The organism is Gemmatimonadaceae bacterium (genome assembly GCA_036496605.1).
Taxonomy (GTDB): Bacteria; Gemmatimonadota; Gemmatimonadetes; order Gemmatimonadales; family Gemmatimonadaceae; genus AG2.
Map to the genome: position 1 here is coordinate 65,835 of DASXKV010000014.1, position 22,658 is coordinate 88,492.

Below are 22,658 nucleotides of genomic sequence, written 5' to 3' on the forward strand. Positions count from 1 at the left end.
CCTTTAGGTTACACCCCCTTTCCTGCTTCGCGGTCACGGCCCTGTCACTGAGCCCGGCTCACGTCGAGCAGTGATGCCCGGCGTGGACCGGGATACGGGACCCGAGGGCCCTTCAACGCCCGCCAGAGCACCACGTTGAACAGATCCTCATCGGCCCGGTCTTCGGCCGAAAGATCTAGACGTGCCGACCCCGTTACACCCGGTCCGGATAATGGGTTACGGTCCACCAGTGACACGGAGGGCTTGAGCGCTGTGTACGCCGCCAGGTTCGGGCGAGGCGCAAAGACGTCTCGCAGCGGTCGCCCGAAGTAGTCGAATTGAGAGAGAGATCCGAGGTGGAGGATCTCCGCCATCGTCGCCACGACGTCAGTCGTGTTCGCGAACCGATGGTAGACGCCCGGCGCATTGTACGCAGAGATTACGAAGAGCTCCGACCGGTGCGAATCGACATGATCCGGCCCGTTCTGCGCGTCATCCTCGAGGACGAAGACGGCCGTCTTCGGCCAGTAGCGCGAGCTCGAGAGCGCCTCGATCAGTCGCCCCAGCGCGAGGTCATTGTCGGCGACGAGCGAGCGTGGGCTCAGCGCGCCCGCTTTGAGAGCGGCGGTGTGGTCGTTAGGCAGGCGGAGGATCGTGAGCTGGGGCAGCGTGCCATCCTTCACGTCCCGACGAAAATCCTCGAGCCAAATATCCACGCGATGTTGATCCGGGATGTCGAGGTCGAAGCCGGGATACTCGGCGTTCGTGTGCGCGGCAAGAAATGGCTTGTTCCCCACATACCGCGGCGCTCCGCGCGCCCGTGCATCACGTGATACGAATTCACCGTAGTTGCGGAAGGTGATGCCCGCGTGTTGCGCGAGATCCCAGAGATAGCCATTCGCTGGTTCACTCACATCGCCGTCCGGAATGGACCGCGATGCCACGCCGCGGTTCGTTCCCTCGTAGTCGTACGTCCGCCCACGCTTCGAGTAATGCGATGCCTCCGTCTTCTCGACGTAGTCCGTGACGTATGCTCCCGTCGACCAGTTGTGTCCATCCGCGCTCACCTCGGCGTTGACGAAGAAGCGATCGAAGATTCCAAATCGTTCCGCCAACGCATGGTGATTCGGTGTGTTGCTGCGCGGAAAGAGCGCAAGTGAGGAATCCCCATCGCCTGGCGAGAGATCACCGAGTACCTCATCGTAGGTTCGGTTCTCTTTGATGATGTAGATCACGTGCTGGAATGGCGGATAGCTCGGTTGCGACCGCACGCTCTGATTCCAACCGTTGGCGTCGGCAACGCGCGCCGTGAGTGCCCTCACCGCACCTGGGGTGAGACCCGATGCGGCGACGCTCATCAATGTGCCATCGAGCTGTCCAAGCGTGTACGAACGCGTGTGCTGCTCATTCGGTTTATATGGAGTCGGGCCGTCGGGATTCGGACTTGTGCCCCTACCCTTTCCACTCACGACGAGCAACGAATCGCCTAACGACAGGAGGGCCGTGGGGTACCATTCCACGGGAATGCGACCGGTCAGGGAATCGCCGCCGTGCCCATGCGCGTCGCCCACGGTTTGCTCGCTGATTTCGAACACGGCGACGGCGTTATTGTCGGCCTCGGCAACAAACAGGCGCGATTCGTCGGCGGATAGTGCGAGCGCGTTCGGCGTGCTGCCCTCTTTTGGCCCTCTCGGCGGTGCATCGAGGAGTTCTCTGACCTTCTTGCCGCTCCGCGTGTCCAGCACGGTGACCCGGTCGGTGCTCGCCGACGCGACGAACAGCCGCGTCTCGGCCCGATTGAGCAGCATCGCAGACGGATGCCGGCCACCGGGGAGACGTCGCGCTTGTGAAAGCGTCCCAGCGGAGTCTGCTCTGAATGCAAACACCAGACTGTCATCCCATGCCGTCGCGAAGACCTCTCCGGTCCGGGTCGTGACGACTCCATATGGATACCTGCCTAACGGCAGCCGCTGCCGCACCCGACGGCTGGCGATGTCGACCACAGCGAGGGAATCGGATAGATTCTCGGCGACGTACAACGTTCGCCCATCTGCTGACAGAGCGATCCCGGCGGGATAGTGTTGACCGCGAGGAGCGCCACCGCGCGAGGTCAGCGCAATGCTGTCGATCAATCGCGCGCGCCCATTGTCCCAGACAAACTCGTAAATGGCATCGCGATACCCACCAGAAACGAACAGTGTGTCGCCTGAGTGATTGAAGGTCAGGCCGAGAAAGACCGCCGGCAGATGCACCGTCTGAACGACTTGCCCGGAGCGGCGATCGAATACTTGAATTCCCTGCTCTCGCCACCCGTTCAGGAGCGCGACGACGTAGCGTCCCCCCGGATGCGCTGCAACTGCGAGCGGCATCGAGCCCAGTTGCACCGAAGGCGCGACAGGATCGAGCGTGGCCCCTGTCGGAAGGCGAACTTGTGTGGGCGGCGCCGAAGCTGCCACGCGTGCTGCGGCCATACGCGCCGAAGCGCCTTCACAGCCGGTGACGCCCGTCGCCCCTCCGACGCACAGCGCGACTACCATCACGAAACGAAGGCCATGTCGCACCAGCATAACGAGTGTCCCTCCGGCTGCTCGTCTGGGATTCGCGAACAAGTCGCGCACGTGGTCACTGCCGGTCGTGTAGCATCTGCGCTCGCGCGGCGACCGACAATCGCTATCGCAAATTGTAGCGAAAATGGAATGGCAACGGATAGTTGCCGCTCTTCAACTCCGGATGCTAACCGAACGTGAAGACATTGATTTCGACGCCGGGCTCGGCGAACTCGATATCGACTCGCCGATCTTCGACTGGCCCTGTCTGCCGGATCAATTGATACATCCTTTGCTCGGTCGCCATACCGCTGCCTTGCGCGTCGACGTCGCCGCCACGCGCGTCGCCCGGCGGCCGACCGTCGAGCAGCACGCGAAATCGCACGGAAGGTGTCCGCGGCGGCGTACCCATTACGAGATTGACGTCACGGGCATGAAACGAGATTGCAACGGCGCCCTTCGCCGCATTCGACGAAGCCGCCTGCTTGGATATCGTCCAGTCGCCTGTGAGCCGCCCAGTGATTCAACGCCAGTCGCTCTGGCGGGCGATAGACGTGCGGCGCATCGATGCTGGCGCCGCCTGGCGACGCGAAGTTCTCGGCGCGCTCGTAACCGACATATGTCTCCTGACTGCCGAGGTTGTTCCAGTCGGCAGCCACCTCGCCACCACGAGGTTCGACGGCAGCGATCTGCTCTTCCACGCCCCGATGGCCAGCCTCTGTTAGCAACTGCTGAATCACCCGCTCCGATTGCGCATACTCGCCCTCACCGAACTGGTGATAGCGCACGCGCCCTTGCGCGTCGATCAGGTAGAGACCGGGCCAGTACTCATTCTTGAACGCCCGCCAGATGGCGAAGTCGTTGTCGATGGCGATTGGATAGTCGACACGGAGGGTCTTCGCTTCGCGACGCACGTTCTCGACATTTCGCTCGAATGGGAATTCGGGCGCGTGCGCGCCAATCACGATCAGATTCTGATTGCCGTATTTGTCAGCCCAAGCGCGGAGATACGGCAGCGTTCGCAACCAATTGACGCAGGTGAACGTCCAGAAATCCACCGCCACGACCTTGCCGCGGAGGCTGCTGGCTGTCAATGGCTGCGAGTTCAGCCACGCCGTGGCTTGGCCGAGAGAGCGTAGCTCGCCGTCGGCAGGCGCTCGATTGCGTCGCTCGTTCCCCAGAAAGCCAAAACGCGACGCCGCAAACCCAAGTGCGGCGACGCCAAGGAAGTGTCGCCGATCAGTGCCACCCTCGGGATGGATATCGTCTGACACGGTGTGATAGGTCAGGTCATTGAGCCCAGCGAAGAGTGCGCGGCAAACGACGAGAGCCAGAGGAGGATGTCCTCTGGCTCTCGTTGTTTCTAGTGGAGGCGCGGGGAATCGAACCCCGGTCCGAGAAGAGATCGACCACAGCCACTACGTGCGTAGTCCGCTGTTGGATGTCTCCAGTCGCTGGCTAGCGGACGGCCCACTACCGGATAAGCCCTCTTGATCTCGGCCGATGACAGAGGGCGTATCATCGGCCTATCCCGGTTTTGCGATACCCTCGAAGCCGCCCCGGGCGGGCTTCCTCGCGGGCACTCGGCGTAACTAGAAGTTACGCAGCGAGGGCCAAGTTGTTGTTGGCAGTTGGATTTTTCCCGAGTGTTTTACCAGGAACCCGAGGACCTGGGCACGCGGCCACGGCTTCACTTATCCCGTCGAAGCCAGTCGCCCCCCGAACAACGTAATTTAGTCTGTGACGCCCTCTCTTTCAACCCGGGATCGACCTCAGCTTTCACTGTAGACCGCTCTGGTATTTCTTTGGTATTCCATCGCTTGAGAGCAGAGACCGCACGCAATTCTTCCCCGCGTGCTTCGCCACGTACAACGCTCGGTCCGCTGCCGGAAATAGCCAATCCCCGTGCGGAACCGTCTCCGGATAGCCAGCGATACCGAACGAGGCCGTGATGCGGATCGCCGTCCCTTCAAATACCACCGGCCGCTCGGCGATCGCCGTCCGGAGTCGCTCCGCAAGCTCCGTCGCGCCAGCAATCGGTGTTTGTGGAAGGAGCATGATCATCTCCTCACCGCCGTACCTTGCGCAAATATCGATCGCTCGCACGCCGTCGCCGAGGATCTTTCCAAGCTGGCGCAGCACCGCATCGCCTGCTTCGTGGCCATACGTGTCATTGACGTTCTTGAAGTCATCGATGTCGACGAGAATCAGCGAGGAAGAACCACCGAATCGATCGGTCTCGGCCAGCACGCGTCGCAGTTGCTCGTCGAAGTCACGTCGGTTGCGAAGACCGGTGAGCGAGTCGGTTCGCGCGCGTTGACTGACTTCTTCAATCTCCCAGACTTTCTCCAGGAACGCCCGAGCGACGGCGGCAAGGAGCCCAACGTTTCGAGCTTCCTCAACACCGAGGCTGCCAGGCTCCGCACCCTCGACGACGATCGCGCCGATCACGCGCTGCTCCCAGACGATGGGCACGACGACGAGCGATGGAATGGGACGGTACGCGAGGGTCGCCGTGTACGCAGGCTCCGATCGAGTCACGGCGCGCGCGTCGTGCAGGAGCAGCGGCAGGCCATCGCGACAGGTACGCCCGACGAGTGTATCCTTGCCGATGATCATTCCGGTCTCGAGAGCGAGCTCACGCGAGGCGTATTGAACGAGGCCATACGCGTCCTGCGGAAGCCAGCGAATCAGCAGCGCCGATCGGCCTGACGTAACTTCGAGCGCGGCTTCGCAGACGGCGCTGCCGAGTGCTTCGGCACTCTTATGCACTTGCAGGCGCTGCATGGCATCGATCAGGGCCTGATTGCGGCGACTGTGTCTGCTCGAGGCCGTGCGCATGTCGATCAGTTCGAGATAGGCCGCCAGCTGAGCCGCAAAGCGTGGCAGCCACTCCTTGAGTGCCTCACGAGATTGGGCAAGGCCGATGTTGCTGCTCACGCTGAGAACGCCGTGCAGGGTGACGTCGCCGCCCTCGAGAGTGCTGATGACCGGTGCTGTGACGAACAACGGCGCTTCGTCACTTCCCTCGCTGGTCACAATGCGCTCTTGCGCGGCCCAACTCGCAAGCGGGCCCCACTCGCGGACGCGGAAGAATTGCGGAAGCGAGCTCTCCTCGGTTGACCACGCCTGGGGCAGCAACGCGTCGCGTTCTTCGCTCCATCGCCAAAAGATGGCCTCGTCGGCCTGTACGAGATCGCGGATGTCTCGTAGGAGACCTTCGACCGTCGCGAGATCCCTGGTGGCCTCGGTCCGTTCGACGGAGAGCAGAACATCTCGCTTCAGCGCCGCCGTGGGCATTGGTCGCGACGGCGTGGGCCGCGCGATCTGCGCCTCGAGCCGAGTCACTCTGCGCTCACGGCGCGCGTGGATTGCGGCCAGGCGGCGCGCGTAGAAATACGGCAACGCGCCCACTGCGACGGCGAGTGTGGCTCCGCCTAACGTGAAGGCCAGCGGTCCCTTCTTTTCAAGGGCAAGCGCGGCAGAAACACCGGCGAGCGCAAACGAAGCAACACCGATCGCAAGGCCGAAGCATTCGGCCATGCCCCACGCAGCGATGCCCACGGTCACGAGCGCGGTACTGGCGCCGCCAGTGAGCACGGCGAGAAGAGACGCGGCAATCATGCTCGCCGCAGCGAGCGGCTTCTTGTGGCGCCTGACCGCCGGGGGAAGCGAGCCACGAATGGCCAAAGCAGCCACAGCGACCGCGCCCAACAGCGCGAGCGTCGACACGGTCGTCGACCAACTCTGGCCGACGACGATGACATTGTGGGCACTCGTCTGGGTCGTCACGTTATGAAAGCGAGGTACGCGAGGCGGAACGCGGCGGCTTGACCGCCGAACCGCGACTCAGACGTGGTTTATGCGCGACGCCGCGACGGCCGCGCCAAAACCGTTATCGATGTTGACGACCGTGATGCCCGCGGCGCAACTATTCAGCATTGTGAGGAGAGCGGCGAGGCCGTGGAACGAGGCGCCATAGCCGACGCTGGTGGGGACAGCGATGACCGGAACGCGCACTAGCCCCCCAATCACGGAAGGCAAGGCACCGTCCATCCCCGCCACGACAAGGATAACGGAAGCCGTCATCAGGTCGTCGCGGCGGGACAGCACGCGGTGGATTCCGGCGACTCCGACGTCGATCAGCCGCGAGACGCAGTTTCCCAGGGCCTGTGCAGTCACCGCGGCCTCCTCGGCCACGGGAAGATCCGAGGTTCCTGCGGTCACGATGAGGATCGTTCCGCGGCCGGTCCGCGGCGTTCGCTTCGCCGGCGCCAGGTAGGCCGTGCGCGCGATCTCATTGAGCTCGAGTGCTGGGACGCGGTCAACCAGCGCGGCAGCCGCCTCGGTGGAGAGTCTCGTCACGAGCAACCCCTCACCCCGCTCGGCAATCCGAGTCGCGATGCCGACGAGATGGCCAATCGACTTCCCCTCCCCGAACACGACCTCGGGAAAACCCTGGCGCAGCGCTCGATGATGATCGAGCGTCGCGAAGCCTAACGATTCAGCAGGCTCGAAGGAGAGACGTCCGAGCGCTTCGTCGATTCCAAGAGCGCCGTTCGCAACCTGATCGAGCAAGTCGCGAACGTGCTCGCGTCTCATGACTGGCCAACCTCGAGCAGCTCCGACTGGTCCGCGCTCTCCTCGGCGGCAAAGCGGTCGCAGGTTCGGAGGTACTCCTCGAAGATACCCTCGACTTCGCCTAACGACGACACGGCATGGAGCTTCTTGCGCAGATCGGCCGAACCCGGGAGACCCTTCACGTACCAACCGAGGTGTTTCCGGAATTCGATCGCGGCGCCGCGCGGGTCGACCTCGTATTGCTCGGCCATCCCTGCGTGATCCAGAGCGACACGGAAGCGCTCCTCGACGGTCGGATCCGGCCGCTTCGGCCGCCCGGCGAGGAGGTCTCGCGTCTGGTCGAAGATCCACGGCTGGCCGAATGAACCGCGAGCGATCATGACGCCGGCACAGCCGGTTTCGCGCTGCATGCGCATCGCGTCCTCGGCGCTCTTGATGTCGCCATTGCCGAGCACGGGAATCGTCAGCGCATCGACGACGGCGGCGATCTCCTCCCAGCGCGCGGACCCGGAGTACATCTGCGTCCGGGTCCTGGGATGGAGCGTGAGCACGCGCGCGCCGGCGTCCTCGCAACGGCGCGCGATGCTGACGGGATCGCGCATCTCCTCGTTCCAGCCGCTTCGAATCTTGCACGTCACCGGCAGGTGCGTGCTGCGGGCAACGCTCCGAATGACGTCCTCGACCAGATTGAGATCTCGCAAGCAGCCCGAGCCACCGTTGCGCCTAACGACTTTCTTGACTGGGCAGCCGAAGTTGATGTCGATGAATTCGGGCCGGAAGACGTCCGTCACAAACGCGGCGGCTTCGCCCATCGCGCCGGTGTCGGCGCCGAAGATCTGCACGCCAATCGGCCGCTCGTCGCTGCCGAAGCGGAGCTTCTCGATTGTCGCTGGATTCTCACGACGAATGCCTTCCGCCGAGAGGAACTCGGTGACGACGACGTCCGCGCCGAAGCGACGGCAGAGGCGTCGGAAGGGCGATTCCGACACTCCAGCCATTGGCGCGAGGTAAAGTGGCACCTCGGCGTCGAGCTCAAAGGGAAAGCGTTTCATTCCTTCAAGTTAAGAACCGGTCGAAGTGCATGCAACGTCAGCATTTGACACGTGTTGTCGCTCTCGGTAACTTCGCAGTTTGCCCCTGACGCCCGACTTCCCTTCGTTCACAGCACGAGGCACGACCGTAGATGGAACTGCGCGAATTCTTCAGCGAGGATGCAATTCAGCTGAACCTGCAGGGTACGACGAAGGACGACATTCTAAAAGAGCTTATCGCACTGCTGAAGTTGGACGAGAAATCCGACGGCATGTTGTTCAAGATGCTCAAGCGACGCGAGAATCTCGGCTCGACCGGCATCGGCCGCGGGATTGCAATTCCCCACTGCCGCTCCCTTGTCGTGAATCGGTTACGCGTCGCCTTCGGCCGCAAGGCAAGCGGCGTCGATTTCAAGGCGATCGATGAGAAACCTGTAAACTTCCTCTTTCTCATCGTCGCGCCCCCGCTCGAGGTGTCGAATCAATATCTCCCGGTGCTCGGGAAGATCGCGCAGTTCAGCAAGGAGCCGGACGTGCCGCAACGATTGTTGACGATTACGGAACCCAAACAGTTCCTCGCGCTCCTCGAGGAGAAAGGGGTCTGATTGAAGACGCTATTCCCATTCGATCGTCGCGGGCGGTTTCGAGCTCACATCGTACACGACGCGATTGATCCCGCGGACCTCGTTGATGATCCGGCTGGAGATCCTTCCCAGCGCATCGTGAGGAAACTCGTACCAGTCGGCGGTCATGCCGTCCGTGCTCGTCACCGCTCGTAAGGCGACGACGTTCTCATAGGTCCGGTAGTCGCCCATCACGCCGACGCTGCGGATCGGGAGGAGCACGGCGAATGCTTGCCAAATCCGGTCGTAAAGACCTGCGTCGCGGATCTCCTCGAGATAGATCGCGTCCGCCTGTCGCAGGACGTCGAGCGCGTCACGAGTGATCGGACCCAGGACGCGAATACCAAGGCCCGGCCCCGGGAAGGGATGACGGCCGATCATCGCTTCAGGAAGCCCAAGCTCGCGTCCCACGTTGCGCACTTCGTCCTTGAAGAGCTCGCGCAACGGCTCGATGAGCTTGAAGCGCATCCCCGGTTTGAGTCCGCCAACGTTGTGGTGCGTCTTGATCGTCACCGAAGGACCGCCGCGCGGGGATGCTGATTCGATGACGTCCGGATACAGCGTGCCCTGCACCAGAAAATCCGCGTCGCCGATGTTGTGCGTTGCGTCCTCGAAGACGTCGATGAAGGTGTGGCCGATGATTCGGCGCTTTTCCTCCGGATCCGCCACGCCCTCGAGCGCATCCAGGAATCGCTGCGACGCATCGACCGTGATCAGCTCGATGCCGAGGTGAGCCCGGAACGTGCGCTCCACCTGTTCGCGCTCGTGCAGCCGAAGCAACCCGGTGTCCACGAATACACAGGTGAGCTGATCGCCGATCGCGCGGTGCACGAGTGTTGCCGCGACCGAAGAGTCCACCCCGCCGGACAATCCGCAGATCGCGCGCCGATTGCCGACGACGTTTCGAATCTTTGCAACTTCGTCGTCGATGAGCGCACTGGGCGTCCATGAGGGCGTCGCGCCGCAGACCTCGAAGAGAAAGTTCGCAAGGAGCTCGCTGCCGCGCGGTGTGTGAGCCACCTCCGGATGGAATTGCACGCCATACCACGGCTTCGACTCATGTCGGAACGCCGCGATCGGCGAGCTGTCGCTGCTCGCGATACTCACGAAGCCGCGTGGCAGCGAGCGCACCTGATCGCCGTGGCTCATCCACGCAACAAAGGCCTCCTGCGTCTCGAAACCCTTGAAGAGCGGTCCGCTGCCCGCACAAACGCGCACTTCGGCGCGTCCATATTCGCGGCCCTCGGCTAGAGCGACTTCTCCGCCATTGAGGTACGCGATGAGGTTCATCCCATAGCAGACGCCGAGCACCGGCGCGATGTCGAGCATGGCGCGCTGCGCCGTTGGAACGTTCTCTCCGTACACGGAGTTGGGGCCGCCGCTGAAAATGATTCCCGTCGGCGCCCACTCGCGTATGAATTCGACCGACACTGTCGGCGGGTGGATCTCGGAGTACACGCGCGCCTCACGTACCCGACGCGCGATCAGTTGCGTGTATTGGGAGCCGTAATCGATGATGAGAACGCGAGAGCTCATCATCGACGCCATTCAGCTGGGTCCAGAACGAGAAATTCCACCTGTTTTGTATCCAGATCCAGGATGGCGGCCGATGGTGTTCCGTAAAGCCAGCCGCACGCTTCACCTGGATTCACGATCAACGTGTCGCCGCGCGATTTCATCTCCTGCTTGTGCGTCCCGCCATGCACGACGATCGCATGCGACTCGATCGAGCGCTGTTGCACGTCACCAATGTCGTGGACGAGGAGCAGTCGTTGGCCGCCGATCTCGAAGCTGTGCGGCGAGTCGAAGAGCTCCGTGCCGAAGGCGCTTTGCGCGCGCGTCAACAGACCTTGCTTGTCCCCGTCATTGTTGCCGTAGACGCCGGCGAGCGAAAGCTTTGTCTCCTCGAACGGCTTGAGAACAAAGGGCGCGCAGTAGTCGCCGCCGTGAAGGACCATGCCGACGCCGCCGGCGATCATCAGGCGCAGCAGCTCGGCCACAGCGGGGACGCGGTCGTGCGAGTCGGACATCAGACCGATGCGCATCAGCTCCTCCACTCCGGGTCATCGACCTCTTGCTGCACCAGGGTCTCGTACGTCTCCCGCTCCGTGACGATGGCGAAGCGATCGCCGTCGACCAGCACTTCGGCGCCACGCGGACGACTATTGTAGTTCGACGACATGACGAAGCCATACGCGCCAACGTCGAAGACCGCGAGGAGGTCGCCGGGGCGCACGTTCTGGACCTCGCGATCGAGCGCGAGGAAATCCCCGCTCTCGCACACCGGTCCAACGACGTCCGCACGGACGCGATCGTCGCTGGCCTGTACTGCCTCGATACGATGGAAGGCGCCGTAGTGCGATGGGCGGAGGAGCTCGGTCATGCCCGCATCCGTGATGACGTATTCTTTGCCACCGCTGTGCTTTCGATAGAGCACGCGTGTCAGAAGCACGCCCGCGTTGCCGACGACGAATCGACCTGGCTCCATGATCAGCTGCAACCCGCTCTCGGCGACGAGCGGCAGCACCGACTGCGCGAATCGGCCGAGATCGGGCGGCTCTTCCGTATCGTAGCGCACCCCAAGGCCGCCGCCGATGTCGAGGTAGCGAAGCGACCCAACGCCGCGCTCGCGGAGGTCGGCCGCGATGGTCGTTAGGCGCTCGGTGCCGACTCGATACGGGTCAACGCGCGAGAGTTGCGAGCCCAGGTGCATGTCGAGCCCGAGGAGCGTGAGATGTGGCAGCGACGCGGCGAGCTCCGCAACGCGGCGCGCGTCGTCGAACGGAACGCCGAACTTGTGACCGCGCTCGCCGGTCCGAATGTACTGATGTGCTGCATCCACCGTGATTTCCGGATTGACGCGGATCGAGACGGGTGCGCGTACGCGACGCCGTGCCGCCATGTGGTCGAGGAGATGAAGCTCCATCTCCGACTCGACGTTCACGAGCAAGACCTGCGCATCCAGCGCTTCACCCAACTCGTGTTCGGTCTTCCCCACACCGCCGAAGATGATCTCGTCTCCACGAAAGCCCGCTTGCAGCGCGCGAAATAGCTCTCCCCCGGAGACGACATCGGCGCCGGCGCCCAGCCCATGCACGAAGCGGAGGACCGCTCGATTCGAATTCGCCTTGAGCGTATAGTGAATCCGATGCGGAACGGGCGCGAGCGTCTCCTCGAGTAGCTCGTACCGGTTGCGCACGGTCGCCGTGCTGTAGACATAGCTCGGGGTGCCCGCCGCCTCGGCAATGGCGTCGAGGGGAATACCCTCGCAGCGCAGCACGCCGGCGCTCCGCACAAAGCCCGCGCTCAGTACGCTCTGGCCCATACGGCTTCGGTCGTCGCGGCCTGGTTGCAACGCAAGCAATGGGTCGGCGCCTCGGCCGAGCGGAACTCCTCGTCAGGCAGGACGCGGATGGTCGCTTTGGTTTCTTCCTTGATGCGCGCTTCGCATGCGGCGTCTCCACACCAGCCAGCATAGACGAAGGCGCCTTCGCCCTCCATGATCTGGCGGAAGCGGTCGTAATCGACGTCGCCGCGAACGCTGTTCGTGTCCTGCCGGTCGCGCGCGACCGCGAGCATGTCGAGTTGAATGCGCGCCAGGAGATCGCTGGCATCCTCGCCGAGCGAGTCGAGGGACGCAGGGTGCTTCTCGCCGCTGTCGCGCCTAACGAGCACCGCCTGATTCTTGTCGAGATCCTTGGGACCGATCTCCACGCGCAGCGGCACGCCGCGGAGCTCCCACTCGTAGTACTTCGCGCCGGGCTTGATGCCCTGCCGCGCGTCGAGATGGACGCGCAGACGGCCGGGATCGCGGCGTTCCCAACCGGTGAGCGTCGAGAGAATCCGCGTCGTCGCCTCGAGCACCCGGCCGCGCTCGTCGTCCGTGCGATAGATCGGCACGATGACGATCTCGGTGGGCGCGAGGAGCGGCGGAATGCGAACCCCCTTGTCGTCGCCATGTGTCATGACGAGTCCGCCGACGAGACGCGTCGAGACGCCCCAGCTCGTGTTCCAGGCGAATTCCATATTCCCTGATTCCGCTTGGAACTTGAGATCAAAAACTTTCGCGAAGTTTTGCCCCAGATTGTGCGAGGTGCCCGCCTGTAGCGCCTTGTTGTCCTGCATCATTGCTTCGCATGCGTACGTGCGCACTGCGCCGGCAAACCGCTCCGAATCGGTCTTCCGGCCGGTGATGACGGGCATCGCCATCCAGCCTTCCATGAAATCGCGATAGAGCCCGAGAATCTTGCGCGCCTCCTCCTCTGCCTCGTCGTGCGTGGCGTGTGCGGTGTGGCCCTCCTGCCAGAGGAACTCGAGTGTGCGCAGGAAGAGCCGCGTGCGCATCTCCCAGCGCACGACATTCGCCCATTGATTGATGAGCAGGGGCAGGTCGCGATAGCTCTGCACCCACTTGGCGAACATCGAGTAGATGATCGTTTCGGACGTGGGCCTAACGATGAGCGGCTCCTCGAGCTTCTTGCCGCCGCCGTGCGTGACGACGGCGGTTTCGGGCGCGAAGCCTTCCACGTGCTGCGCCTCGCGATGCAGAAAGCTCTCGGGGATGAACAGCGGGAAGTACGCGTTCTTGTGGCCCGTCTCCTTGAACATGTCGTCCAATGTGCGCTGCATGCGCTCCCAGATGCCGTAGCCATTGGGGCGAATGACCATGCAGCCGCGAACCGGCGAATAATCAGCCAGTTCCGCACGGAGCACGACCTCGTTATACCAGGCGCTGAAGTCTTCCGCGCGGGTTGTGAGTCTCTTCTCCTCTGCCATGTGCTGGATCGTAGAGCTAAGCAAGTGTCTTTGAATCGCGGACGAGGCTCACGAGACTCGCGAGCGTCTTTGGCATCTGCGTGAATCGTTCGATGAGACTCGCGCTGGCGCCTTCGACCGGTTGCACCTCATCGAGTCCAATACTGCCATCCTGGCCGACGGTTACGAAATACGTCGCGCCCGCCGAGGAAGCGGCTTTTCGCTGCTTGCTGATCGTTTGTGTGCGCAGCGCGTACTCGGCTGCACCACCAGCGCGGCGCAACGCCGTGGCAGCGCGCATCACGTCACGGAGATCGCCGCTCTCCGCGGCGGCAACCCAGAAATCAGGCTCCTCCATGGGCGCATCGCTGAAGCCGCGCGCGCGCAGCAACTCGCCGAGGACGACGTCTCCCATGCCGAAGCCGAGCGCGGGCAGATCCGTGCCGCCGAGCGACTTGAGCAAGTTGTCATAGCGCCCGCCGCCACAGATCGCGCGAAATTCTCCCCGCGCATCGAACAGCTCGAACACGATGCCGGTGTAATACGCAAGACCTCGCACGATCGAGAGGTCGAGCTGCACCCAATCGGCAACGCCGAGATCTTGCAAATACGCGTAATACCTTTCGAGCTCGGCGATCCGTTCGGCAACGGCCGGCGTGTCGCCGTACGCGGCACGCAGCGCGTCGAGCGTCACGCCATCCATGAGGTGAAACAGCGCGTCGCGCGACTCCGGTGTCATTTTCAACGCCGCAAGTTTCTCCGCCGATACTTCGCGCGGCTGGCGCTCGATCTTGTCGATCACGCCGAACACATCACCCAGTCTCTCTTCTCCCACGCCGAGACGCTCCAGCAAGGCACGCAGAAGCCGGCGATCGCTGACGCGCGCGCGGACATCGTCCGGCGACAAACCGCACTCGCGCATCACGTCGATCGCGACGGCAAGCAGCTCGGCGTCGGCAGTGACATCCTTCTCGCCGATGATGTCGACGTTGAGTTGAAAGTGTTCGCGCAGTCGTCCCTTCTGTTGACGCTCGTACCGAAACAGCTGCGGCAGCGAGAACCACCGCACCGGCTTCCGCAGCGCGTTCGCCTTGGCCGCCACCATGCGCGCGAGCGTTGGCGTCATCTCTGGGCGCAGCGCGACCTCGCGGCCGCCCTTGTCGGTAAAGTTGTACAACTGTCCGACTATTTCGTCACCACTCTTCTTCGTGTACAGCTCGAGCGCTTCGAGCGGTGGGCCGTCGTACTCGACGAAAGCATACCGTCGCGCGACCTCGCGCCAAATGCGCGCGATGTAAGCGCGCTGGGCGAACTCGGCGGGATAGAAATCGCGAAAGCCGGGCAGGGCGCCTTGAGCCATCCGTACAAACTACCGGGACTTGGGAGATAGCTGCAAGCGAGCCATCGCGTCACCGACGGTGTGAAATGATCCAGTGACGAGCATCGTGTTCCCAAGCGTCGACGCTCGCGCAAGCGCGGCGTCGAAGTCAGCGACGACTTCGGCGGCGATCGACTGCGCATCGGCGAAGCGCTTCACCTCGTCGAGATCCCAGATGCGATTTGTCGGAGCGCTCGGGGCAAGCGTGCAGACAAAGCACGACAAGTGAGGGGCGAGATTTCGAAGCATCGCGCGCCAGTCTTTGTCGGCGAGAACGGCAAACAAAGCCACCACCGGCGACTCCAGCTGGACAGCTGAGAGTGTCTCGGCAAGGACGAGCGCGCCTTCCGCGTTGTGCGCGACGTCGAAGATGTAGCGGCCCTCGCGCTGAAAGCGGCCGGCGACGCGGACGGTTTCCAAAGACCGCGACGCCTCCTCGAGAGTCGTAGCGTAAGGCGCTCCGGCCGCGTCGAGAAGTATGAGTGCGAATGCCACGTTCTCGGCTTGGTGTCTGCCGGCGAGTGGTGTCGTCAGGCGAGCGCCGGAGCCAAGCGCCTCGAGCTCGAACGTTGTTCCGAACGGACCGATTCCGAGGCCGCCGATGGCGCATTCCTCGGCCACGATCCGCACGGGAGCCGCACCCGCCTTGCGTGCGTCGCGTGCGAGCACCTGTCGCAGCGATCGATCGCTCTCGCCGACGACTGCTGCTCGACCAGTCTTGTAGATGCCGGCTTTCTCGGCGGCGATCTGCTCGAGCGTGTCGCCGAGGTAGTCGGTGTGATCAAAGTCGATCGTTGTCACGCCCGCAACAATCGGATCCAGCACATTCGTCGCGTCGAGGCGACCCCCGAGCCCCGTTTCGATCACGGCAACGTCGACCTGTGCCCTTGCAAAATGCGCAAAGGCGAGCGCCGTCGTCGCCTCAAAAAAGGTGGCGCCGATCGATTCGACCAGCGGCGTCCAGTGATCGACAAATGCTATCACTTCGTCTGCTGAAATCCACTCGCCGTCCACGACGATGCGCTCGCGAAAATCCACGAGGTGTGGCGACGTGTACGTACCAACGCGCATTCCCTTCGCGCGAAGCAAGGCCTCCACGGTAGCGACGCTGCTACCCTTCCCGTTCGTTCCAGCAATGTGAATCGACGGAAAGGACCGATGCGGATCATTGAGCGCGTCGAGAAGCGCGATCGTTCGCTCGAGTCCGAACTTGAACGGCCCGGTTGTGCGGGCGAAGAGGTACTCGCTGGCCTGAACGTAGCGCGCGTCTTCAGCGTCGCGCGCCGGCAGCGATACCGGCGTTGGTGCAGTCGTCAGGACGCAGCCCACCCCGTTGCCGCAGGGCGCCCTGACATGTGGCGCAGCAGCTGGCCGACTGTGCGCTTGAGATTTCGCCGATGCACGACGGAATCGAGCATCCCGTGATCGAGCAGGAACTCCGACGTCTGAAATCCGTCCGGAAGATCCTGGCCAAGTGTCTGCTTGATGACGCGCGGGCCGGCGAAGCCGATCACCGCGCCCGGTTCGGCGAGTATGGCGTCGCCGAGCATCGCGTAACTCGCGCTCACGCCACCAGTCGTCGGATTTGTGAGAATCGAGATGTACGGAATACGCCGTTCAGCAAGCATCGCAAGCACGGCAGAGACCTTCGCCATTTGCATCAGCGACAGTACGCCTTCCTGCATGCGCGCACCACCCGATGCCGAGATCACGATGAGCGGGAATTTGCGCTCGAGCGATCGCTGAGCGAGGCGCGCGATTTTCTCCCCGACGACTGATCCCATCGAGCCGCCCATGAAGGCGAAATCCATGACGCCGATGTTGACCGGGAGTCCGTCGAGCGTGCCATCGCAGGCAAGCAGCGCATCCGCGTCGCCCGCATTGGACAATGCTTTCTTGAGGCGCTGCGGGTACTCGGGGAACGAGAGCGGATCAGCGGAGCGAAGATCGACCTCGAGCTCCTCCATCGTGCCGTCATCGAGCAGCAGTGTGCAGTACTCGTGCGCGCGAATTCGCCGATGGTAATCGCAGCTCGGACAAACGTTGAAGTTGCGCTCGAACTTCTCACGAATGTCCGTATGCCCGCACGCCTCGCACTTTTCCCAGACGTCCGCGGGAATCTCGAGGCGATCTCGACGAGGTTGACGAGGCTTTTTCTCTTTCTTGAACCAGGCGGCCATGCCCGAAAAGTGTACCGGCCGGGCAAGCGTGGGTAGGGGGAACCGATGTCATCCTGACCACAGCGAAGGATCTAGGTTCCGTTGCGAGTGGCGGGCTTCCAACAACGGACGTTGGATCCTTCGTCGCTGCGCTCCTCAGGACGACAACAGGCTAGCTACATCCCAACCTGTCCCGTTCTTCCGCGGCCCTCGCTGGAGATCCGCACGAGGATTCCGATCGCGAGCCAACTCGCGAGCATGAACGACCCGCCATAGCTGAAGAACGGCAGCGGGATGCCGGTAATGGGCATGAGATTGATCGTCATGCCGATGTTCTCGAGCACGTGCACGAGCCAACTGGACAGCAGTCCAAATGCAATGAGGCTGCTGAACGAATCGTTCGCGCGCTCGGCAATGCGCACGACGCGCAGGAAAAGCGCGAGGAAGAGTACGATGCCGAGTGTCACGCCAATGAAGCCCAACTCCTCACCGACGACGGCCCAGATGAAGTCCGTATGCTGCGCGGGAAGGAACGCGAGTCGCTTCTGTGGTCCTTGCAGGTAGCCCTTGCCGAACCAGCCTCCCGATCCAATCGCGACCTGCGATTGAATGACGTGATAACCCGATCGTCGCGGATCGATCGAGGGATCGAGGAAGACGCGCAATCTGTTCTGCTGATACGGTTGCAGTCGCTCCCACAGAATCGGAGCGACGACACCCATGAAGACGTTTGCTGTCGCGAGAATAACGCCTTCGAGGACGTACGGCTTGTACCAGATCAATAGCGCGACGAAGAGACAGAACCATGAGGCCCACACGCTCGTACTGAATGCGAGGATCAGACTCACCACGGGGCTGGCAATCAACACGAGCAACCGCCACTCCACGCCCGCCCAGAAGAGCATCCCGAAAAAGATGCCGACGAAGACGATGCCGGTGCCGAGGTCGGGCTGCTTCATGATCAGCACCCAAGGGATTCCGACGATGAGACCTGGCCTCCACAGATCAAGCATCGACTTCGGCGCGTCGCGATTCTTCGAGAGCACGAGCGCGAGCATCATCACGACCGCGAGCTTCGCGAATTCCGAGGGCTGCCCGAGTCGATGTCCGGCGATGGTCAACCAGCCCTTCACGCTCGCGGCAGTTCCAGCGCCCGAGCCAAAACCCGGAATCAGGACGATGATGAGCAGGAAGATCGAGAACCAGTAGAGCGGGACCGTCAACCACTCGATCAATCGCACGCTGGCGCGGCTGATCGCGTACGCCGCGCAAATAGAGAGAACAAACCAGACGATCTGTGCGCGGTATGCTCGGCTGACGTACGTCGGAGCATCGGTCTGGCCGGCGGAGTAGACGGTCGCGATTCCGAAGATCGATAGCGCAAGTGCGATCAGCACCAGCGGCCAATCGACGTTGATTCTGCGCGTCGTCATGCGGTGCGAACCTCCATCAACGGACGCAGCAAGGCTATCGCGAGCACGCCAGCGACCGCTGTTATCGCCGCGGAAAGCGAGGACCACACCACGATCTGCATGAGCAGCTCTGCGCCGTGCATGCGATGGCCGACGACGACAAAAATCAAATCAAAGGTCCACTTGCCGAGAAAAATGAAGAAACCATTCAAGGGCAGATTATCGGCGAAGAAAACGGCTTTGAGCCAGGATGCTCCGAATCCAACAATGGACATACCGAGCGCGGCGGCGCCAAACGCGCCTGGTGAGAGCGAGTCCGAGACGAGACCGAGCGCAAAGCCGAAAAGCGCCGCCAGTCCGGGTCGCATTCTCACGGCGCCGAACATCAGCGCGATGATCAGAAAGTCGATCGACGTGTTCCACGCGAGCAGCGGACGCACCGTGTAGTGCAGCACGATCAGGATCGCGCAGATGACCGCCGTTCGTACTGCGTTCCAGCTCATCAGGGTCTGTGCGTCGTAGTGTCGCGACGAGTAGTGTCGCGTCGAATGGAATCGCGGCGAATCGAGTCACGACGCATGGAATCGCGACGAATGGAGTCGCGGCGTGCCGCCTCACGACGTGCGGCCCGTGCGGCGCGAGCGGAGTCGCTTTGCGCGCGCGCGCGGGCGGCGCTGTCCGTCTCAGCCGCAGCATTCCGCTTCGCGGAATCGGCGCGAGCCGACGAATCCGTTCCGGGGTGCGTCGCCGCCACTTTGCGCAGCGAATCGGCCGCCACGCGGCGACTAGAGTCCGCGGCGGCGCGGCGAACGAGTGAGTCGCCGGAATTCGCGATGCTCCGCGTTGCGGAATCGACGCGAGCGACCATCTGCCACACGTTGTCCATCTTCTGGGGCGAGCGTTGCTGCGTCAGCACCATCACGGAATTCACTTTCGCGGGATTCACCGATGGCTGAAGTAAGTAGGTTCGCGTCCATCCTTCCGCGGTCTTGAGCTCGCGCAGAACGGAGCCGATCGGTATGCCGCGTGGGAAGGTGCCGCCGAGTCCCGAGGTATAGATCATCGTGCCGGCTGGAAGCGTGGTGCGGAAAGGTACTCCACGCAGCTCGAGCAAGTATTCGCTGCTGCTTCCGAGGGTCTGCTGAAGGTGGGGATAGACGATGCCGAACGAGGTGCCGTCCCCCGACATCGCACTCGCCCGGAAATCGGGGTGCGAGAAGAGTATGGCGATACTGATCGTCGGATCGGCGGTTTGCACGAGACCGACCACACCGTCCGGCGAGACGACAGGGCTATATACCTTGATTCCGGCACGCGTGCCGGCCGTCAATGTGAGCGTCGTGACAATGTCCTCGCGCACCGCGTTGTGCACGGCCTCGGCGGGAACGAAGCCGGTGCGCAACCGCGCGCCCAGGCCGAGCAGCTTTCGCAGTTCTTCATTTTCGCTCTGCAGCGCAACGGCATTGAAGCCGCGCATGACCGCCGAGTCCAGCCGTGCGGTTCGCTCTTCGCTCAACTGCCACGCCGCGTGCCAACGCTCGGCGTTGCTCTGCAGGTTGACGAGTGGGGCGACGACTGAACGGCGCAACAACTCGGCCAGCGGGTCTCGCATCTGCAGCGGCAGCACGAGCGCGACGGCCGCCGCAATGAGGCAGCCGATGAACAGCAGAAAATCGATGCGACTACTCAATCGCGTGGCGCGCGCCACCGCCCCTCCCTCTCTCTCAGGTGCTCAGGACCGACCAGTACTTCTCCTCGTCATCGAGGATTCGACCCGTGCCGCGCACAACGCACGTGAGCGGATCCTCATCGACGTGGATAGGCAGACTGGTTTCCTGGCTGAGAAGGAGATCGAGACCTCGGATGAGGGCGCCGCCGCCCGTCATAACGATACCCCGATCGACGATGTCGCTGGCGAGCTCGGGCGGCGTGATCTCGAGCGCACGTCGCACGGCGTCGACGATTGCCTGTACCGGCTCCTGAATCGCCTCACGAATCTCGCTCGAATGGACGCGCACGGTCTTCGGAATGCCGGAGACGAGATCGCGCCCCTTGACCTCCATCTCTCGCTCCTCGCCGACCGGCGCCGCCGATCCGATCTGAATCTTGATCTGCTCTGCCGTAGGTTCGCCGATGAGCAAGTTGTAATTCTTGCGCATGAACTGAACAATCGAGGTGTCCAGCTCGTCACCGCCCACCCGAATCGACGTATCGCTAACGATACCGGACAGCGCGATCACTGCGATCTCGGTCGTGCCCCCACCAATGTCTATCACCATGTTGCCGGTTGGCGTCTCGACCGGTAGCCCGACGCCGATCGCCGCCGCCATCGGCTCGGCCACCATGAAGACTTCCTTGGCTCCGGCGCCTAACGCCGAATCGCGCACCGCACGCTTCTCCACCTCGGTGATACCAGACGGTACACACACGATCACCCGAGGTTTCACTTTGAAAAAGTGGTTCTCGATGATCAGGGTGAGAAAATAACGGAGCATTTTTTCGGTCACGTCGAAGTCGGCGATGACGCCGTCTTTCATCGGCCGCACGGCAATGACGCCGTCGGGCGTTCGGCCGAGCATGCGCTTCGCCTCGAGACCGACGCCTTTGATCTTCTTCGACTCCCGGTCAATGGCGACGACCGAAGGCTCGTTCAATACGATGCCTTCGCCTTTGACGTAGATAAGTGTGTTCGCTGTGCCGAGGTCGACACCGATCGCATTCGCGGGGAAAAGCGATCCCGCTTTGAAGAAGGGCCAGCGCATCCAGTCGTCCGTTCAGTCGTCACTCGGCCGCGGCGGAGCGATCGAACCGTGAGTGAGGGAGGGAGAAGCGTTAAGGTAGTCGAGCGGGAGAGACCGTACAAGGCGTTGGCCTGACGCAACCTACGATGCCAGCACATCGGTGAGGTTCGTCACACGATCCGACCAGCGGCATTGTCCAAGACGCGCAGGCGAGACTCTCGTAACCCTCCGATGATTTGTAGCGTCGCGAAGGCTCAACGTCATCAATCGAGAAACTTCGTCGGCTCGGTGAACGGGAGGCCGAACGCATCGGCGACTGCAGCATACGTGACCTTGCCCTCCGCGATGTTGAGACCTCTGAGCAGCGCCGGATTATCACGCAACGCTTTCTTCCAACCCTTGTTCGCAAGCTGCATCGCGTACGGCAGCGTTGCGTTCGTGAGCGCCAACGTCGACGTGCGCGGTACGCCGCCGGGCATATTGGCGACGCCGTAGTGGATCACACCATCGACGACATATGTTGGGTTCTCGTGGGTCGTCGGCTTCATCGTTTCGACGCAACCGCCCTGATCGATCGCGACGTCCACGATCACCGACCCGGGCTGCATTTTCGAGAGATCGTCACGACGAATCAGCTTCGGCGCCTTCGCCCCCGGGATCAGCACGGCGCCAACCACGAGATCGGCCGTCTCGACCTCGGAAAGAATGTTATGCCGGTTCGAGTGAATGAGGACGACGTTGGCCGGCATCACGTCCGACAGATAGCGTAGCCGCTCGAGTGACAGGTCGAGGATCGTTACCTTCGCGCCCATTCCCGCGGCGATTTTCGCGGCGTTGATGCCAACGATGCCGCCGCCCAGAATGACGACCTTCGCCGGCGAAACGCCCGGGACGCCGCCCAGCAACACGCCGCGTCCGCCATACAGTTTCTCGAGATACTTGGCCCCCTCCTGCACCGCCATTCGACCCGCGACCTCGGACATCGGCGTGAGCAGTGGCAGCTCGCGCGTCGGCAGCTCGACCGTCTCGTAGGCGATACAGACACCGCCCGTGTCCATGTGCGCCTTCGTCAGTCGCTCATCGGCCGCGAAATGAAAGTATGTGAACACGACCTGCGCGCGACGAATGTGCTTCCACTCGGGCTCGATCGGCTCTTTCACCTTCATGATCATGTCGGCGCCGGCCCACGTCGCATCGGCATTCGGGGCGATCTTCGCGCCGGCGGACGTATACTGGTCGTCCGTAAACCCGCTGCCGATGCCGGCGCCCGTTTCCACGAGGACGGAGTGGCCGGCGGCTACCAGCGCTTCGGCGCCGGCGGGGACAAGGCTCACGCGATTTTCGTTCGTCTTGATTTCCTTCGGAACGCCGATTTTCATAGGAAGAGTTCGAGGCAGGGGCAGGATGCAGGGTCAGGATGCGGGGTCAAGCTGCGGGTTGGACGGATGCACGG

At 62.7% G+C, this 22,658-nt stretch carries 19 protein-coding genes and 1 other RNA gene; 1 reads left to right on the forward strand and 19 read right to left on the reverse strand.

Features of this window, described 5'->3' with window-relative positions; genetic code table 11:
* Positions 1-44 precede the first annotated feature (44 nt).
* The 7 genes from VGH98_05525 to dusB all read right to left on the reverse strand — a co-directional run bounded on the left by VGH98_05525 (position 45) and on the right by dusB (position 8,158).
* Complete coding sequence (locus VGH98_05525; protein ID HEY2375416.1) at positions 45-2,597, reverse strand: bifunctional YncE family protein/alkaline phosphatase family protein; 2,553 nt, start codon at positions 2,595-2,597, stop codon at positions 45-47.
* 115 nt (positions 2,598-2,712) lie between these two features.
* The gene (locus tag VGH98_05530) at positions 2,713-3,048 is read right to left on the reverse strand and encodes a hypothetical protein (GenBank protein HEY2375417.1); all 336 of its coding nucleotides are present in this window, start codon (positions 3,046-3,048) and stop codon (positions 2,713-2,715) included.
* Entirely contained in the window at positions 2,951-3,799 is an 849-nt protein-coding gene (locus tag VGH98_05535) for a redoxin domain-containing protein (protein ID HEY2375418.1), read from the reverse strand. The genes VGH98_05530 and VGH98_05535 overlap by 98 nt, the downstream gene beginning before the upstream one ends.
* Positions 3,800-3,889: 90 nt before the next feature.
* Positions 3,890-4,245, reverse strand: a transfer-messenger RNA (tmRNA) gene (ssrA, locus tag VGH98_05540).
* A gap of 59 nt (positions 4,246-4,304) precedes the next feature.
* A complete protein-coding gene (locus VGH98_05545) occupies positions 4,305-6,317 on the reverse strand; it encodes a sensor domain-containing diguanylate cyclase (protein HEY2375419.1) in 2,013 nt (670 codons plus the stop codon).
* Between the two features lie 57 nt (positions 6,318-6,374).
* The gene (larB, locus tag VGH98_05550) at positions 6,375-7,127 is read right to left on the reverse strand and encodes a nickel pincer cofactor biosynthesis protein LarB (protein HEY2375420.1); all 753 of its coding nucleotides are present in this window, start codon (positions 7,125-7,127) and stop codon (positions 6,375-6,377) included.
* Positions 7,124-8,158, reverse strand: a complete 1,035-nt coding sequence (gene dusB, locus VGH98_05555; GenBank protein ID HEY2375421.1) for a tRNA dihydrouridine synthase DusB — start codon at positions 8,156-8,158, stop codon at positions 7,124-7,126. Before dusB ends, larB begins: the two co-directional genes overlap by 4 nt.
* A gap of 131 nt (positions 8,159-8,289) precedes the next feature.
* Between dusB and VGH98_05560 the strand changes: the two genes are divergently transcribed.
* On the forward strand, positions 8,290-8,742 hold the full coding sequence (locus VGH98_05560; protein HEY2375422.1) for a PTS sugar transporter subunit IIA: 453 nt from the start codon (positions 8,290-8,292) through the stop codon (positions 8,740-8,742).
* 9 nt (positions 8,743-8,751) lie between these two features.
* Here VGH98_05560 and guaA read toward each other — a convergent pair whose 3' ends face one another.
* From guaA to ald, 12 genes are all read right to left on the reverse strand, one after another.
* Positions 8,752-10,299: a glutamine-hydrolyzing GMP synthase gene (guaA, locus tag VGH98_05565; protein ID HEY2375423.1), complete on the reverse strand. Its 1,548-nt coding sequence runs from the start codon at positions 10,297-10,299 to the stop codon at positions 8,752-8,754.
* Positions 10,296-10,805 (reverse strand): metallophosphoesterase, encoded by a 510-nt coding sequence (locus VGH98_05570; GenBank protein ID HEY2375424.1) that lies wholly within the window; start codon positions 10,803-10,805, stop codon positions 10,296-10,298. The genes guaA and VGH98_05570 overlap by 4 nt, the downstream gene beginning before the upstream one ends.
* A complete protein-coding gene (lysA, locus tag VGH98_05575) occupies positions 10,805-12,085 on the reverse strand; it encodes a diaminopimelate decarboxylase (protein ID HEY2375425.1) in 1,281 nt (426 codons plus the stop codon). The genes VGH98_05570 and lysA overlap by 1 nt, the downstream gene beginning before the upstream one ends.
* Complete coding sequence (gene proS, locus VGH98_05580) at positions 12,067-13,536, reverse strand: proline--tRNA ligase (protein ID HEY2375426.1); 1,470 nt, start codon at positions 13,534-13,536, stop codon at positions 12,067-12,069. Before proS ends, lysA begins: the two co-directional genes overlap by 19 nt.
* A gap of 16 nt (positions 13,537-13,552) precedes the next feature.
* Positions 13,553-14,875: a histidine--tRNA ligase gene (gene hisS / locus VGH98_05585; GenBank protein HEY2375427.1), complete on the reverse strand. Its 1,323-nt coding sequence runs from the start codon at positions 14,873-14,875 to the stop codon at positions 13,553-13,555.
* A 9-nt stretch (positions 14,876-14,884) separates the two neighbouring features.
* The gene (locus VGH98_05590) at positions 14,885-16,222 is read right to left on the reverse strand and encodes a folylpolyglutamate synthase/dihydrofolate synthase family protein (protein HEY2375428.1); all 1,338 of its coding nucleotides are present in this window, start codon (positions 16,220-16,222) and stop codon (positions 14,885-14,887) included.
* Positions 16,207-17,073, reverse strand: coding sequence for an acetyl-CoA carboxylase, carboxyltransferase subunit beta (gene accD, locus VGH98_05595; protein ID HEY2375429.1), 867 nt, complete (start codon positions 17,071-17,073; stop codon positions 16,207-16,209). The genes VGH98_05590 and accD overlap by 16 nt, the downstream gene beginning before the upstream one ends.
* A 155-nt stretch (positions 17,074-17,228) precedes the next feature.
* Positions 17,229-18,485 carry a rod shape-determining protein RodA gene (rodA, locus tag VGH98_05600; protein ID HEY2375430.1) on the reverse strand — a complete coding sequence of 419 codons (1,257 nt, stop codon included), beginning with the start codon at positions 18,483-18,485 and terminating at the stop codon, positions 17,229-17,231.
* The gene (mreD, locus tag VGH98_05605) at positions 18,482-18,967 is read right to left on the reverse strand and encodes a rod shape-determining protein MreD (protein HEY2375431.1); all 486 of its coding nucleotides are present in this window, start codon (positions 18,965-18,967) and stop codon (positions 18,482-18,484) included. The genes rodA and mreD overlap by 4 nt, the downstream gene beginning before the upstream one ends.
* Complete coding sequence (gene mreC / locus VGH98_05610; protein ID HEY2375432.1) at positions 18,967-20,172, reverse strand: rod shape-determining protein MreC; 1,206 nt, start codon at positions 20,170-20,172, stop codon at positions 18,967-18,969. The genes mreD and mreC overlap by 1 nt, the downstream gene beginning before the upstream one ends.
* 16 nt (positions 20,173-20,188) lie before the next feature.
* Positions 20,189-21,226: a rod shape-determining protein gene (locus VGH98_05615; protein ID HEY2375433.1), complete on the reverse strand. Its 1,038-nt coding sequence runs from the start codon at positions 21,224-21,226 to the stop codon at positions 20,189-20,191.
* Positions 21,227-21,468: 242 nt separating this feature from the next.
* Complete coding sequence (gene ald / locus VGH98_05620) at positions 21,469-22,584, reverse strand: alanine dehydrogenase (protein ID HEY2375434.1); 1,116 nt, start codon at positions 22,582-22,584, stop codon at positions 21,469-21,471.
* Positions 22,585-22,658 lie beyond the last annotated feature (74 nt).